At 62.4% G+C, this 15,094-nt stretch carries 17 protein-coding genes and 1 other annotated feature; of the genes, 12 read left to right on the top strand and 5 right to left on the bottom strand.

Annotated elements, in window-relative coordinates; translation table 11 throughout:
- Positions 1-119: 119 nt before the first annotated feature.
- Both C7J97_RS07585 and C7J97_RS07580 read right to left on the bottom strand, forming a co-directional pair.
- Positions 120-689: a DUF4358 domain-containing protein gene (locus C7J97_RS07585; protein ID WP_113992482.1), complete on the bottom strand. Its 570-nt coding sequence runs from the start codon at positions 687-689 to the stop codon at positions 120-122.
- Positions 690-830: 141 nt separating this feature from the next.
- Positions 831-1,649 (bottom strand): M15 family metallopeptidase, encoded by an 819-nt coding sequence (locus tag C7J97_RS07580; protein WP_170126651.1) that lies wholly within the window; start codon positions 1,647-1,649, stop codon positions 831-833.
- 78 nt (positions 1,650-1,727) lie between these two features.
- Between C7J97_RS07580 and C7J97_RS07575 the strand changes: the two genes are divergently transcribed.
- From C7J97_RS07575 to C7J97_RS07560, 4 genes are all read left to right on the top strand, one after another.
- Entirely contained in the window at positions 1,728-2,177 is a 450-nt protein-coding gene (locus C7J97_RS07575) for a SpoVA/SpoVAEb family sporulation membrane protein (protein ID WP_112121460.1), read from the top strand.
- 89 nt (positions 2,178-2,266) lie between these two features.
- Entirely contained in the window at positions 2,267-3,283 is a 1,017-nt protein-coding gene (locus C7J97_RS07570; protein ID WP_113992481.1) for a stage V sporulation protein AD, read from the top strand.
- 1 nt (position 3,284) lies between these two features.
- Entirely contained in the window at positions 3,285-3,641 is a 357-nt protein-coding gene (locus tag C7J97_RS07565) for a SpoVA/SpoVAEb family sporulation membrane protein (RefSeq protein ID WP_015537621.1), read from the top strand.
- A 75-nt stretch (positions 3,642-3,716) separates the two neighbouring features.
- Positions 3,717-3,968, top strand: coding sequence for a peptidoglycan synthetase (locus C7J97_RS07560; RefSeq protein WP_113992480.1), 252 nt, complete (start codon positions 3,717-3,719; stop codon positions 3,966-3,968).
- Positions 3,969-4,040: 72 nt separating this feature from the next.
- On the opposite strand, the gene rpsT is transcribed toward C7J97_RS07560, so the two are convergent.
- Complete coding sequence (rpsT, locus tag C7J97_RS07555) at positions 4,041-4,301, bottom strand: 30S ribosomal protein S20 (RefSeq protein ID WP_005943554.1); 261 nt, start codon at positions 4,299-4,301, stop codon at positions 4,041-4,043.
- Between the two features lie 166 nt (positions 4,302-4,467).
- Between rpsT and gpr the strand changes: the two genes are divergently transcribed.
- Positions 4,468-5,253, top strand: a complete 786-nt coding sequence (gene gpr / locus C7J97_RS07550) for a GPR endopeptidase (RefSeq protein WP_044960555.1) — start codon at positions 4,468-4,470, stop codon at positions 5,251-5,253.
- A gap of 17 nt (positions 5,254-5,270) precedes the next feature.
- Positions 5,271-6,395 carry a stage II sporulation protein P gene (gene spoIIP / locus C7J97_RS07545; protein WP_113992479.1) on the top strand — a complete coding sequence of 375 codons (1,125 nt, stop codon included), beginning with the start codon at positions 5,271-5,273 and terminating at the stop codon, positions 6,393-6,395.
- Between the two features lie 177 nt (positions 6,396-6,572).
- On the opposite strand, the gene C7J97_RS07540 is transcribed toward spoIIP, so the two are convergent.
- On the bottom strand, positions 6,573-7,121 hold the full coding sequence (locus C7J97_RS07540) for a hypothetical protein (RefSeq protein WP_236131566.1): 549 nt from the start codon (positions 7,119-7,121) through the stop codon (positions 6,573-6,575).
- A 146-nt stretch (positions 7,122-7,267) separates the two neighbouring features.
- Positions 7,268-7,529 (top strand) — a binding site (T-box leader).
- A gap of 45 nt (positions 7,530-7,574) precedes the next feature.
- Between C7J97_RS07540 and asnS the strand changes: the two genes are divergently transcribed.
- The 6 genes from asnS (at position 7,575) to C7J97_RS07510 (ending at position 13,212) form a co-directional block, all read left to right on the top strand.
- Complete coding sequence (gene asnS / locus C7J97_RS07535; RefSeq protein ID WP_113992478.1) at positions 7,575-8,963, top strand: asparagine--tRNA ligase; 1,389 nt, start codon at positions 7,575-7,577, stop codon at positions 8,961-8,963.
- An 86-nt stretch (positions 8,964-9,049) separates the two neighbouring features.
- Complete coding sequence (gene mutY, locus C7J97_RS07530) at positions 9,050-10,093, top strand: A/G-specific adenine glycosylase (protein WP_113992477.1); 1,044 nt, start codon at positions 9,050-9,052, stop codon at positions 10,091-10,093.
- A gap of 241 nt (positions 10,094-10,334) precedes the next feature.
- Entirely contained in the window at positions 10,335-10,529 is a 195-nt protein-coding gene (locus C7J97_RS07525; protein WP_113621577.1) for a phosphatase, read from the top strand.
- Positions 10,530-10,641: 112 nt separating this feature from the next.
- Complete coding sequence (locus C7J97_RS07520) at positions 10,642-11,943, top strand: murein hydrolase activator EnvC family protein (protein ID WP_113992476.1); 1,302 nt, start codon at positions 10,642-10,644, stop codon at positions 11,941-11,943.
- Positions 11,944-12,070: 127 nt separating this feature from the next.
- The gene (locus C7J97_RS07515) at positions 12,071-12,721 is read left to right on the top strand and encodes a zf-HC2 domain-containing protein (RefSeq protein ID WP_242983465.1); all 651 of its coding nucleotides are present in this window, start codon (positions 12,071-12,073) and stop codon (positions 12,719-12,721) included.
- A gap of 5 nt (positions 12,722-12,726) precedes the next feature.
- Entirely contained in the window at positions 12,727-13,212 is a 486-nt protein-coding gene (locus C7J97_RS07510) for an RNA polymerase sigma factor (protein ID WP_113992474.1), read from the top strand.
- A gap of 190 nt (positions 13,213-13,402) precedes the next feature.
- Here C7J97_RS07510 and ptsP read toward each other — a convergent pair whose 3' ends face one another.
- Positions 13,403-15,046, bottom strand: coding sequence for a phosphoenolpyruvate--protein phosphotransferase (ptsP, locus tag C7J97_RS07505; protein WP_113992473.1), 1,644 nt, complete (start codon positions 15,044-15,046; stop codon positions 13,403-13,405).
- Positions 15,047-15,094: the final 48 nt, after the last annotated feature.

Below are 15,094 nucleotides of genomic sequence, written 5' to 3'. Positions count from 1 at the left end.
CGGCCGGGGGAAGGTGGCATGACGGATGCGGGCGCAGCTTCAGCAGAAATACCCCTCATCAGGGGCTTTCTACTGAAAAAAGCCGATGCCGCAGATGGCACCGGCTCGGAAGGTCAGATTCAGCTGTTCAGGGCGCTGTCCACAGCACTGTTCAGGTCTGCGGTGCACTCGTTGGAGGCGATCACCATGACCACACGGTCGCCCTTGGAGGAGATGATAGCGTTTTCCACGTTGCTCTGTGCCTGTGCAAACTCGGCGTAGTTGCCGTAGAAAGCCACCTGATCCTGCTTGTAGCTTTCCAGCGCGGTCACCACGTCCTGTGCCTTGCCGGAAGCGGCTTCCACCACCAGCACAAGGCCGGCATCGCCATTGTCGTTGCTCTTTACGCCCTTGTAGGCGGCTACGTCCTCGGCCTTCAGGCCGAAGTCGTACTCGATGTTCATGGCAGCGATCTCGAACTGGTTGGAGATGGGGTTCGCAGCCAGCAGGGTCTCCACAGCGCTGTCCAGATCGGCAGTGCCGTTTTCAGCGGTATCCGCCGCCGGGGCGGCAGTGCTGGAAGCCGGTGCAGAGGCAGAGGCGCTGGACACGGAGGACGGCGCGGAAGAAGCGCTGCCGCCGCAGCCGGTCAGGGCAACAGCCAGCACGGCGCTGACGGCGATCACAGAGAGTTTTGTGCGGTTTATCATAAAATATTCCTTCTTTTGTTGAATTCGTTTGTCGGGGTGCGGGGCTGCGCCGCGCACACGGGCAAACTGTATTTATCTTACCATAACAGCAGGTAAATTGCAACGCACCCCACAGGGTTTTCCGGCAGTTTTCATCGGATTTTAACCGGTCACGGTCTCCCCGGCGGCAATGCGCTGCAAAACGGCTACTGCGTCCTCCAGACACAGGCCGCTCCGGTTGAGCAGGGCGGCGTTTTCCGCGCCCACATAGCGCCAGTGCCACGGCTCGTAGGTGATGCCGGTCACGCTTTCGGCTTCCTTGGGGTAGCGCAGGATAAAGCCGTACTGCTCTGCGTTCTCGCACAGCCAGCGGAAAGCGGCGGTGTCGGCAAAGCCGGTGTCAAGGGCGGTGTGCTCCGGGCTGTTCAGGTCGGCGGCAAGGCCGCAGTTGTGCTCCGAGCAGCCCGGCGGGTTGACGATGGCAGCCGCCTTTTCCCGGGCGGCGGCTTCGCTCAGACCCTTGTTGCGGTAGTACTGGGTCTTGTTGTCGTACAGCTTTTTCTGGTAGCTGACGCTGCGGTAGCCGCTCTGCATCCGCACGTCCACGCCGTCCCTGGCGGCAGCGGCCTGCATGGAGAGAAAGGCCTCGGCGGCTTCGGTCTGCAAGGTCTTGTTGATGGCGGTAGCCGAGCCGCATTCCTTGGTCTCGACAGGGTAGTCCTCCGTTATCGGGTGGGTGCGGCTCACAAGGATCATACGGGGGTCGTCCAGCAGCGCCTGCGCCTGTGCGGCGGTAAGGAGGCTCTGCTGCGCGCCGTTCTCGGCGGGCAGCGCAAGGCTCTCGGCAGGCAGCTCGGGCAGCTGCGGCACCGCAGCCTTGCGGGTGCAGGCGTAGGCGGTGCCGCCTGCCACAAAGCAGGCCAGCGCCGTCAGGCAGAGCAGACGCCGGGCGTGATGGTTACGGTGATGGGAAGAACGCATAGAACCTACCTTCTTTCACAAAAAAGGATAAGCACCCGCCGCCCCGGGCAGACTATCCGCAAAAGGGGGCGCGGGAAGATGAAGATGACAGCGCAGGAATACGCACGCCGGGTGCAGAAGGCGGGGCCGCATTCGCCGCTTCTGGCAGACTGCCTGTGGGCGTTCTGTGTAGGCGGCGGCATCTGCCTGCTGGGTGAAGGGCTGCGCCAGCTGTTTCTGCGGCAGGGCGCGGACGCCGAAGCGGCGGGTACCCTGACCAGCTGCACCTTGATATTGCTCTCGGCGGTGCTGACCACGCTGGGCTGGTACCAGAAGCTGGCGGCAAAGGCCGGGGCGGGGTCGCTGGTACCCATCACCGGCTTTGCCAACGCGGTGGTCAGTGCGGCCATCGAGTTCAAGGCCGAGGGACGGGTGACGGGCACGGGAGCCAAGATGTTCCTCATCGCCGGGCCGGTCATCGTGTACGGCACGCTGGCGGCGGTGGTGTACGGCGCGGTGCTCTGGCTGCTGGGGGCCTCTGCTTTATAATACGGAACAGCCCCGCCGGATATTGCAGCGCCGCAGCACCAGTATAGCACGTGCCGGGGCATTTTTTGTAGAAAAAAGGAGAAAATTTTATGACAGAGCGCCGGGGTGATACCCTGTTGTTCCATACCCCGCCGGTCATCGCCGCACAGGCGGCGGTGGGCGGCAAAAAAGAGAGCGAGGGCCCGCTGGCGGCGGGCTTTGACGAGCTGACCACCGACAACCGGCTGGGACAGCGCAGCTGGGAGGCCGCCGAAAAGCAATTGCAGCTGCGGGCGGCACGGCTCTGCCTGCAAAAGGCGGCTCTGCCCGCCGAGCGGGTGGACCTTGCGCTGGCAGGGGACTTGCAGGCGCAGTGCACCGCCTCCGGCTACGCGCTGCGGGAGCTGGGCGTGCCCTTTGCGGGGCTGTTCGGGGCGTGCAGCACCATGGCCGAGGCGCTGGCGCTGGGCGCGGCGCTGTGCAGCAGCGGGGCGGCGCAGAACCTGCTGGCTATGACCTCCAGCCATTTCTGCGCGGCAGAACGTCAGTTCCGCACCCCGCTGAGCTACGGCGCGGTGCGCACTCCTACCGCGCAGTGGACGGCCACCGCCGCCGGGTGCTGCCTGCTGCGTCCGGCAGGGCAGGGGGTGGGCGTTGCCGCCGCCACCCTTGGGCGGGTGCAGGATTATAACATCAAGGATATCAACAATATGGGCGCAGCCATGGCACCGGCAGCAGCTGCCACCCTGCTGCACTATCTTGCCGATACCCATGCAGAACTGCGGGATTTTGACTGCATCTACACCGGCGACCTTGGGCTGGTGGGCAGTCAGATGCTGCGGGAGCTGTTGGCAGCAGAGGGTCTGCTGCTGAAAAACCACGCGGACTGCGGCTGTCTGCTCTACGATGCCGGGGAGCAGCGGGTGAAAAGCGGCGGCTCGGGCGCGGGCTGCTGCGCCGCCGTGCTCTGTGGGCATATCCTGCCAAAGCTGCTGCGCCGTGGCAGCCGCCGGGTGCTGTTCATCGCCACCGGGGCACTGATGAGTCAGACTACCTTTTTGCAGAAGGAGAGCATCCCGGCGGTGGCGCACTTGGTAGAGCTGACCGCGCCGGAAAAGGAGAACTGAAATGAACTATCTGTGGGCATTTTTAATAGGCGGTGTCCTCTGCGCGGTGGGGCAGCTGTTCATCGACCTGACAAAGCTGACCCCGGCACGCATCCTCACCGGCTATGTGGTGGCGGGGGTGGTGCTCTCGGCGGTGGGGCTGTATGCGCCGCTGGCAGAGTTTGCCGGTGCGGGGGCGAGCGTGCCCCTGCTGGGCTTTGGGCATCTGCTGGCAAAGGGGGTGCGCACCGCCGTGGCGGAAAAGGGTGCCATCGGCATCCTGACCGGCGGGCTGACCGCGGCTTCTGCGGGCATCACCGCAAGCCTTGTCTGCGGCGTGGTATGCAGCCTTGTGGGCAAAAGCCACGACCAGAACTGATGTTTTGTCCGCGCTGCTTCGCCACATTTTGCGCCCGGCGGCTGGTAAACTGGGGGCAAAACGGAGGTGAGGCGCATGAAACACAGCGGACAGACCGTATTGTGGGAGCTGTGGGCGGCGCTGTGCCTGTGCACGGCGCTGGTGCTGCCGCCGGGCAGTCCGTGGCTGCACGAGCCGGCGCTTTTGTACCCGGGACTTTCGCTGGCGGCGGTGGTTCCCGCAGCGTGGGCGGTGTGGTGGGTGGTGGTGCCGCCGCAGCCGTTGCCGCCGGAGCAGCTGCTGGAACCGGTACAGCGGCAGAGCCTTGCCGCACTGTGCGGGACATAACAGCGAAAAAAACAAAAACCCCTGTGCCGGTTACCCGGTACAGAGGTTTTGTTCGTCAATCAAACTGCGCGATCAAGCGTTCTTGTTAGCACGCTTTGCCATACGGCTGATCTTGCGGCTGGCGGTGTTCTTCTTGATGACACCCTTAGCGCGAGCCTTGTCGATCGCGGAAACAGCAGCCAGGACGGTTGCGTCCTTGTCAGCGGCATTCGCATCGATGGCAGCGTCTGCCTTCTTGACGACTGTTTTCAGGTTGGTCTTAATGGCCTTGTTGTGAGCCTGCTCTGCAGCAGCCTGCACGACGCGGTCCTTCTGAGATTTGATGTTAGGCATTCGTTCCACCTCCTTGGCTACCTATAACAGCGCACCCTATGATACCATATTTCGCGTACCAGCGCAAGCGTTTTTTTGATTTTTGTTTGGAAAAGTTTTGTTTTTCCCATACTTTCCGGCAATAAGGCGGGCTTTTGCCCCAAAAAAGGAACGGAGAGTGTGGAAAATGCGTACTACGGATATGGCTGACGAGCTGTTCAGCGGCGCGGCGCAGCCGCTGCCCGCAGGGGTGCGGCTGGCCACCGCCCGCCACGGCGGGGTGACAGTGACCCGGGTGGAGATCGCCCGCGAGGGGCTCAGCCGTCCCCGGGGCAGGTATGTGACGCTGGAAATGCCCAGCGTCAGCGTGCTGGACGAGCGGGACGCCGCCGTCATCGAGGTGTGCGCCCGGGAGCTGCGCGCCCTTTTGCCGCCGGAAGGGCCGGTGCTGGTGCTGGGTGTGGGCAACCGCCGCATCACCGCCGATGCCCTTGGCCCGCGCACGGTGCAGCGCATCCTTGTCACCATGGGCGCGGGCGCTGCCCCGCCGGTGCGGGGCTTGCGCCCGGTAGCAGCCGTTGCGCCCGGGGTGGCGGCGGCCACCGGGCTTTCGCTTCAGCAGCTGGCGGCGGCGCTGGTGGGGCAGCTGCACCCGGCGGCGGTGGTCTGCGTGGACAGTCTCTGCTCCGCCGAGGGGCAGCGGCTGGGGCGCACGGTGCAGTTTTCGGACACGGGGCTCTACCCGGCGCAGGCCGACCACACCCGCCACCTGACCCGGGACACCCTTGGCGTGCCGGTGGTGGCGGCGGGCATCCCTACCCTGATGCAGGCGCAGGAGGGCGCAGATCTTGTGGTCACGCCCCGCGCACTGGACAGCGTCATCGCCCACGGCGCGGCTCTGCTGGCGGGCAGCGTCAACCGCGCCTTGCAGCCCCGCCTTACCGTGCAGCAGCTCTGCTGGCTGACGGGGTGAAGAAAGGAGGTCTTGCCATGCGCAGCAGAGAGCCTTGGCGTCTGCCTGCGGGGCAGAGCAGAGCAGTGCCCTTTTTGCAGGCTGCGGTGCTGTTTGCAGCGCTGTGCATCTTTGCCCGCAGCGCCGCGCTGGTGCTGGCGGCCTTTCTGGCAGCGCCGGTGCCTGCCGCGCAGACTTTGCTGCATCTGGGACAGCAGGCCGTGGAGAGCCGCGCTGCGGCATCTGCGGAAAGCGTGCCGGAGGACGTGTCCGCGCCCTCTCCGGCGCAGGAAGCTGCCGTCCCGGTGCAGACCGGAGTGGAGCGGTATTTTGTGGCGCTGCAGCCGGACGAAGCCCGCCCCGCCGATGCAGGTACGGTGACGGAGCAGCAGTTTGGGCACGGCAGCGGCGAAAAGTACATTCCCTGCGGTGCGGGCAGCATCAAGAATAACACCCGGCAGACGGCGGCAGACATTGCCGCCGAGGCGGCGCAGCCCCTGCCCTTTGCCATCGAAAAAGACAGCGCCGCGCCGCAGGTGCTCATCATGCACACCCACGCCACCGAGGACTACCGCCTTTCTGCCGGGCTGTGGTTCACCCCCGGGGACGGGGCGCGCAGCACCGACCGCAGCATCAATATGTGCGCGGTGGGGCGGGTGATGGCCGATACCCTCAACGCGGCGGGGATCTGCACCCTGCACGACGAGACCCTGAACGACTACCCCAGCTACACCGGCAGCTACGCCAACAGCCGGGCGGTGGTGCAGCAGTATCTGGCGCAGTACCCCAGCATCAAGGTGGTGCTGGACGTCCACCGCGACGCCATCGAGCGGGAAAACGGCACCCGCTGCGCCCCGGTATGCACCATAGACGGACGGCAGGCGGCGCAGGTGATGATCATCTGCGGGTGCGACAACGGCACCAGCGTGCAGCTGCCCGCATGGCGGCAGAACCTGCGCTTTGCCGCTGCGTGGGAGCGCAGCATGGAAGCAAAATACCCCGGCCTTACCCGCCCGGTGCTGTTCAGCTACCGGTTCTATAATCAGGACCTGACCACCGGCAGTCTGCTGATCGAGATCGGCGGGCACGGCAACAACTTAAATGAGGCCCTGTACGCCGGATATCTGGCAGCACAGGGCCTCGCGGAAACATTATTAGGCTGAGGCAACACCGCACAATTCCCGCCTTACGGCTTAAGCACCACTCCGGCGGCTGCGGCACGGCATCTGCGTTGCCAAAATGCTCGATAATACACAAAGTATTATCTGTGCTTTTGGCTTAGCATCTGCCGCACCTCACTCGCCGTATCGGCACTTAGAATTATGCGGTATTGCCCTGAATCAGCCGCCAAGGCTGGAGATCATGCTGCTCTTGGCAGACTGATAGTAGCTCCAGGCCTGATCGGCTATGGTCTCGGGCTGGTTATACTCCCGCAGCACACTGCGCATCTCGCTGACCACCGAGGAGACGGCACTGTCGTAGGTGCTCTCCACCGAGGAAAGATGCTTGTAGGCGATGCTGACTTTATTGGCAAAGGTCCGCTGAGAGGCGGGCAGAGCGTGGTATTCATCCTTTGCGCTCTGGATGGCACTGCTGACATCCGACCGTGCAGAGGACTCCAGCGAGTACAGCTCGCTCATCAGCGACGAGATCTTGGCGTCGCACTCGGGGTTGGGCTCGGCGTAGACGTGACCGGAGTCCCCCGATGCGGAACCTTCCGCAGCGGTGGTCTCCCCGGCGCTTGGGGGAGAGGGGAACCAGTCGCCGAACAAAAACTCGTTGTACCCGGCAATGAATTCCTCTTTGGTGCAGCCGCTCAGCAGGGCGGCCAGTGCGCAGCTGACCACAGCGAGGGTCAGCAGACGGATGATGCGGTGTGTGTGCTTCATGATCTCCTCCAGAATCTGTTTTTGCGGAATACCGCTTTTTCCCATTTTATCAGAGAAAAGGCGTTCTGACAAGAAAAAACACAGAATTTTCCCCGATGCCGCGCGGTAAGGTTGACAAAATGCCGCCAACGTGCTATTTTAAAACAGCAAATGCAAGGAACGGGAAAAGTAGCGCGGGCCGTCCGGCCCAGAGAGTGCGGCACAGCTGAGAGCCGCGCCCGTGCGCCGCGTGAACGAACACCCGGGAGCAGCAAACTGAACACGGCAGTGTGTCTGCCGTTAAGTAGGTGCGCCGCAGGTCCAGCGTTACAGGGACAGCGCTTAAACAAAGAGCGCGTGAGCGACCGGACACTTCCGGTAATTCAGGTGGCACCGCGGACATTACAAGACAGCTTGTTCGCCCTGAACTTTCAGGGCAAAAGCTGTCTTTTTTGTTTATAAAGGAGAACTACTATGGAACGTACCGAGATCCTTTCGCTGTTCAAGAACACCCCGGCAGACGGCACCGAGATCACCGTCTGCGGCTGGGCAAAGAACATCCGCGACTCCAAGAACATCGGCTTCATCGCCCTGTCGGACGGCGGCTGCTTCAAGACCCTGCAGGTCGTGCTGGAAGCCGGTAAGCTGGCAAACTACGATGAAGTCATCCACACCGGTCTGTACAGCAGCCTGCGCATCAAGGGCAAGCTGGTGCTCACCCCGCAGGCAAAGCAGCCCTTTGAGCTGAACGCCGAGAGCGTGGAGATCTTGGGCGACTGCCCCGCCGACGAGTACCCCCTGCAGAAAAAGAAGATGAGCATGGAGTATCTGCGCACCATGCCCACCCTGCGTCCCCGCACCAACACCTTCAACGCCGCTTTCCGCGTGCGCAGCGTGGCTGCCTATGCCATCCACAAGTTTTTCCAGGAGAACGGCTTTGTCTACGCCCACTCTCCGCTGATCACCGCCTCCGACTGCGAGGGTGCAGGCGAGATGTTCCGCGTGACTACACTGGATCTGGACAATGTGCCCAAGACCGAGGATGGCGCTGTGGATTACAGCAAGGACTTCTTTGAAAAGCCGGTCAACCTGACCGTTTCCGGTCAGCTGGAAGCCGAGGCCATGGCGATGGCCTTTGGCAAGGTTTACACCTTTGGCCCCACCTTCCGCGCCGAGAAGAGCTTTACCACCCGCCACGCTGCGGAGTTCTGGATGATCGAGCCGGAGATGGCCTTCTGCGACCTGAACGGCTATATGGACAACGCCGAAGCTATGATCAAGTACGTCATCCGCTATGTGCTGGACAACTGCCCGGACGAGATGGCCTTCTTCAACCAGTTCATCGACAAGGGTCTTGTCGAGCGTCTGGAGCTGGTGGCAAACAGCGAGTTCGGCCGCATCAGCTACACCGAAGCCATTGAGATCTTGGAAAAGAACAACAAGAAGTTCCAGTACCCCGTGGAGTGGGGCGTGGATATCCAGACCGAGCACGAGCGCTACCTGACCGAGGTGGTGTTCAAGAAGCCGGTCTTTGTCACCGACTACCCCAAGGAGATCAAGAGCTTCTACATGAAGCAGAATGCCGACGGTAAGACTGTGGCAGCAGCAGATATGCTGGTGCCCGGCATCGGCGAGCTGATCGGCGGCAGCCAGCGTGAAGAGGACTACGGCAAGCTGGTGGCTCGCATGGACGAGCTGGGCATGGACAAGACCAACTACGAGTGGTACCTGAATCTGCGCAAGTTCGGCGGCGTGGAGCACGCAGGCTACGGCTTGGGCTTTGAGCGCATGATCATGTACCTCACCGGCATCCAGAACATCCGTGACGTGCTGCCCTTCCCCCGCACCGCATACGGCTTCTGAGAAGCACGCATACTGTAATCAAGAAAGCCGCCGCCTTTGCGGCGGCTTTCTTAGTTCTTTATTTTTCAACAAGGAGCACAAAACAAGTGGAAAACATTTCGCCTGCCCTGCTGGAGTGGTTTTACAAGAACCGCCGCAGCCTGCCCTTCCGGGAGGACCCCACCCCCTACCATGTGTGGCTCAGTGAGGTGATGCTGCAGCAGACCCGAGTGTCGGCGGTGCTGCCGTATTACTACCGCTTTCTGGAAGCGCTGCCGGATATCCCGGCGCTTGCCGCCTGCGAGGAAGAAAAGCTGCATAAGCTGTGGGAGGGGCTGGGCTATTACAGCCGGGTGCGCAACCTGCAAAAGGCCGCAAAGCTCGTCTGTGCGCAGTACGGCGGGCAGCTGCCCGCCGACTACGCCGCCCTGCTTGCTTTGCCCGGCATCGGGGAGTACACCGCCGGAGCCATCGCATCCATCAGCTTCGGACTTCCCGTGCCCGCCGTGGACGGCAATGTGCTGCGGGTGTTTTCCCGTCTGTATAATGACCCGGGTGTGATTACAGAACCGGCGGTAAAAAAGGCCTTTACCGCCCGGGTCATGGAGCATCAGCCGCCGGAAAAGGCCGGGGACTACAATCAGGCGCTGATGGAGCTGGGTGCGCTGGTCTGCGTACCCAACGGCGCACCCCTGTGCGGACAGTGCCCGCTGGCGGCGCTCTGCCTTGCCCGGGCGGCGGGCACCACCGCCCAGCTGCCCCAAAAGGCAAAGCCAAAGCCCCGCAAGATTGTGCCGGTAACGCTGGCACTGGTGGAAAGCCCGGCGGGCTTTCTGGTGCAGCAGCGGCCGGAAAAAGGCCTGCTGGCCGGGCTGTGGCAGCCGGTCTTGTGGGAGGGCGAGCATCTTTTGCAGGCCGAGGTGCTGGCGCGGCTTGCGGCACTGGGGCTGGACACCGGCACGGCAGCTCCCGCCGCCCTGCCCGCCGCAAAGCACATCTTTACCCACATCGAGTGGCTCATGTCCGGGGTACAGCTGCACGTTCCGGTGCAGAGTGCCCCGGCAGGCTATGTCTGGGCAAGCCGGGAGCAGCTGCGCACCACCTACACCCTGCCCGGGGCGTTCCGAGCATATAAGCCGCTGCTGCTGTGATATTGGCATTCTGCCGAAAAGCACCGCGCCAAAACCGGCACACTGCCCAAACTGCGCCCCGCAGCACTTTCGGGGCGTGAAAATTGGGGTGCAACGGTTGTAATTTTGGGCGGGAACGGGTATAATAAAAGCTACAAAGCGGCGCTGATCGCCGTTTGCATCAAGATCCTTTTGCGGGACGCCCGCTGGAAAAATCAAGCTGAAACAACGTTTCAACTGCAAAAAGGAGTGTACTGAATCTATGAAAAAATCTTGCTTGGTCGCTGTGATCGCCGTTCTGGCTGCTGTGGCTGGTGCGCTGGCTGCTGTGGCACTTTACCTGAACCGCCGCGAGAAGGAGCTGGACGAATACGAGCGTCTGCTGTTCGGCGAGGATGACGCAGAAACCGTAGAGCCGGAGGAAGCCGCTGCCGAGGACGAGACCGACGCAGAATAATTCCCTGAAATACCGGAAACTGCCGGGAAGATGAGCACATCGGGGCGCACGGAGCAGTCTGTCTGAACGGACTTGCCCCGGTGCGCCCTTTTTGTACATAAGGAGAAGGAACATGAAGCGTTTTTTGCTCTGGATCATCAGTGTGGCGCTGGGTGTGGTGGTGCTGCTGGCGGCTGTGATGGGGGTAAGCTATGCCTTTACCACCGAGGGCGGCTGTCCGGACGGTGCGGCACAGTTCGGCGGGCAGGCGCTGGAAGCCAACGGCTCCTGCTGGCAGGTGCCGTTGCTGGGTGGTCAGCTGGATAAGGTGTTCGCCAGCCCCGCCACCCTGAGTGTGCAGAAGCTGGGTGTGCTGTACACCGCTCACCCGGAACTTGCCTTGCCGGAGTGGACCTGCTACACCGCCCTGACCATCCAGAATGCGGCGGGGGATGTGCTGTTTGCGGGCAGCGCGGGGGAGTACCAGAACTTCCTCTTCCCTGCGAACGGCGAGTATAAGGCGGAGCTGACCGCGTGGCGTGTGCCCAAGGGCGGGGTCATCACCCAGTTCGAGGGCGGCAGCACCGGACAGCTGCGCAAAAACTTAGGTCTGGAGCGCCCCGCAAAGCCCACCGGCTGGTACCGGTACAGCTTCCGGTTCACCCTGCAGGCCAGTGCGGAGGTGGAGCTTTCCGCCGAGCGGGTGGAGCAGGGCGGCACGGTAGGCGTGCGCATCTCCGGCATGACCGGAGACGCCGTGCCCACCATCGAGACCGACCTTGGCAGCGTGCAGTGCGTGCGCGCCGCCGAGGGCTGGCGCGCCTATATCCCGGCAGCCTATAACGCCTCCTCCGGCGGGCACGAGATAAACATCACGGTGAACGGCGAGACCATCACCCGCACCCTGACCGTGCTGCCGAAGGACTTCGGCACGGTGGAGGTGGAAGCCGAAGAACCGGCTGCGGAGAGCGCCAACGCCCAGTTCCGCAGTGCCATCTGGCCGCTGTACGAGGCTGCCGTCACCGCCAAGCAGTGGCAGGGCGGCTTTGTGCCCCCGGCTGAGGACTCCATGACCTTGGTGGACTACGGGCAAATCAAGGTAACGAACGGCCAGCAGGGCAGCCGCTCCAACTCCACAAAGCTGTACACCATCCCGGGCGCGCCCTGCCGCGCCGCAGCCAACGGCACGGTGGTGTTTGCGGGCAGTCTGGAACTTACCGGCAACACGGTGGTCATCGACCACGGCTGCGGGCTGCGCAGCTACCTGTACGGCTTGCAGGAGCTTTCGGTCAGCAGGGGACAGACCGTGGAAAAGGGACAGGCTGTGGGCGCACTGGGCGAGGAGCTGACCATGGACTTCAAGCTGGGCAGCAGAAGCGTGAACCCGCGCCTGCTGTTCCAGACCTCCGGCGGGCTGTTCTGGAAGGAAAACTGAACAAACTCCCTCAGTCTTCGCTTCTGCGTGGCTGGGGGAGTTTTTTGAAAAAACCTGTAACGTTTTTCCTCTTTGTGCGTTATTGGGGTGAAAGGGCGCACGAAAGCCCGCAAAGGAGGAAATGACCATGAAGCTGGAATGTGACGTGATCCGCGACTTACTGCCCCTGTACGCCGAAAAGCTTGCCAGCCCCGCCAGCAGTGCGCTGGTGGAGCAGCACCTTGCAGCGTGCCCTGCCTGCCGTGCAGAGCTGGAACAGATGGAAAAGCCGGTGCCGGTGCAGCCGGAACCCCAGCCGGATGCACCGCTGAAAAACATCCGCAGCAGCCTGAACCGCCGCCGTCTGCGCACCATGCTGTGCAGCTTTGCGGCAGCGCTGGCGCTGGCGGCGGTGTGCGGCTTTGGCTGGTACGGCTACACCGCCTGCGACCGGGTATCCTTTTTTGATGCACGATTGCAGGCTTACTACCAGCAGGCGGAAAACGGTGCAAACGGTTGGGTGCTGGAGACCCGCGCCGAGGACGTATACCTGAAGCCGACCCATGCCGACTGGCACTACGAGGCCATCCGCTACCGCATCCCGTGGGTGCACGATACCCTTGACAAGCTGTTGAAAAAGGACACAGACCTGCTCCGTAGCACCGGATGGATGCGCACTGACCACTCGGCGGTGGTGGATGCAGCGGACATGACGGCGGCGTTCAACGGTCAGGACGGTACATGGTATGCAGTGGGCAGCGAGCCTGCGGCATGGGATGAGGTCGAATGGCCGGAGTGATGCCTATGGACATTGAAACCATCTATCGGCTCTACTTCCGGGACGTCTGCCTGTTTTTGCAGGGACTTACCCGCAGCGAAGCGCTGGCCGAGGAGCTGACGCAGGAGAACTTTTTCCGGGCACTGGATGGCCTGAAAGACTATGACGGCAAGCAGGATGTGCGGGCGTGGCTGTTTACGGTGGCGCGCAACGCCTACTACGACCACTGCCGCCGCGCAAAGCACGCAGCCCCGCTGGAAGATGCCGAAACAAAAGCCGCCGACAGCCCGGATATCGCGCAGCTGCTGGTGGACAAGGATGCCGCCTTTACGGTGCATCAGTGTCTGCACGCGCTGGAAGAGCCTTACAAAGAGGTGTTCAGCCTGCGGGTGTTTGGCGAGCTGCCCTTTGACCGCATCGGGGCGATTTTCGGCCACAATGCCGCATGGGCGCGGGTGACCTATTACCGCGCCAAGACCCGCATCCAGACCATGCTGGAACAGCGGAAATGATTGGGTATGCGCATTGCGCGAACCCTCTCAGTCACGCCTTACGGCGTGCCAGCTCCCCCGAAAGGGGGAGCTTTTTTGTGTGGCGGCAAGGTTTGCCTGTCCGGGAGTTACCCCTTCTGTGAAAAAAGTGGCTCAGAAACGCCCGCAGGCGTTTCGGAGCCACAAATTATAATAATATTTTTTCCGCGGTTCAAGCCTTCTCAGAGGGCTTGCTCAGGTCTACGCTGCGGATGATCTTGCGCACCGGCAGGATGCTCTTGGCGTTCATGGACAGCTCGTCCACGCCCATGCGCAGGAAGGTCTCGGTCAGGGCGGTGTCAGCGCCCAGCTCGCCGCAGATGCCCACCCAGATGCCGTGGCGGTGACCGGCTTCAATGGTCATCTTGATGGCGCGCAGCACGGCGGGGTGATGGGGGTTGAAGAAGGGCTCCAGCTTTGCGTTCTGGCGGTCCAGCGCGCAGGTGTACTGGGTCAGGTCGTTGGTGCCGATGGAGAAGAAGTCGCACTCGGCGGCCAGCTCGTCCGCGATGAGCACGGCGGCGGGGGTCTCGATCATGGTGCCCACTTCAATGTTCTGCCCCATCTTGACGCCCTCGGCGGTCAGCTCGGCGCGGCACTCTTCCAGAACAGCCTTTGCGTCCTGCAGCTCCCGCAGGCTGGTGATCATGGGGAACATGATGCTCATGTTGCCGTAGGCGGAAGCCCGCAGCAGTGCGCGCAGCTGGGTCTTGAAAAAGTCCTTGCGGGTCAGGCAGATGCGGATGGCGCGGTAGCCCAGTGCGGGGTTGTCCTCGTGGTCCAGCTTCATGTAATCCACGGTCTTGTCTGCGCCGATATCACAGGTGCGCACCACCACCTTGCGGGGTGCAAGGCTTTCCACCACCTGCTTGTAAGCCTCGAACTGGTAGTCCTCGGTGGGGAAGTCCTTGCAGTTCAGGTAGACGAACTCGGTGCGGAACAGACCTACGCCGCCGGCGTCGTTCTGCTGCACTGCGCCCACGTCGCCCATGCCGCCGATGTTGGCGAACACATTGATGGTCTTGCCGTCCAGCGTGGTGTTGGGCTTGCCCTTCAGCTCCTGCAGCAGAGCCTGCTTTTTCTGGTCCTCCTGCTGGCGCTTTTTCAGGCTCTTGAGCAGGTCGGGGGTGGGGTCCACATACACACAGGCGTTGTAGCCGTCCACCACAGCCATCTTGCCGTCCCAGTCCTCCTGAATATCCTTGCACTGGATCAGGGCGGGGATGTTCATGCTGCGTGCCAGAATGGCGGTGTGGCTGTTGGAGCTGCCCTCGCGGGTGATAAAGCCCAGCAGCAGGCTCTTGTCCATGCGCACGGTCTCGGAGGGAGCCAGATCCTCGGCTACCAGAATGCTGGGCTCGGTGCCCTGCAGGGAAGCGTTGTCCACCCCCTGCAGAATGTCCAGCATGGCCTGCGCAATGTCCAGCACATCCGCGCTGCGGGCCTGCAGATACGGGTCGTCCATGGCAGAGAACACCGCAGCCTGATTGTTGCCGGCGGTCTTGACGGCGTACTCGGCGCACATCTTCTGCCCGTTGATGATCTCCTTGATGGCATCCACAAAGTCGTCGTCATCCAGCATCATGGCGTGGATGTTGAACACCTCGGCGATGTCCTCACCGGCCTCTGCCAGTGCCTTTTCGTACAGGGCGGTCTGCTGCTCAATGGCCTTCTGGCGGGCAGCTTCAAAACGCTCCAGTTCTGCGGCAGTATCTGCCACAGGAGCGGTGGAAATCGCGGTATCTTTTTTCTTATAGATCTTCAGCTTGCCAATGGCGATGCCATTGAGCACGCTCTTGCCGGTGCCTACCTGCATAGCACGTTCTCCTTCCACTTACAGCCGGGCGTGCAGCGCCCGGCGTTT

The sequence above is a fragment of the Faecalibacterium prausnitzii genome (genome assembly GCF_003324185.1).
Taxonomy (GTDB): domain Bacteria; phylum Bacillota; class Clostridia; order Oscillospirales; family Ruminococcaceae; genus Faecalibacterium; species Faecalibacterium prausnitzii.
This window is presented reverse-complemented; position numbering and strand designations above follow the sequence as displayed.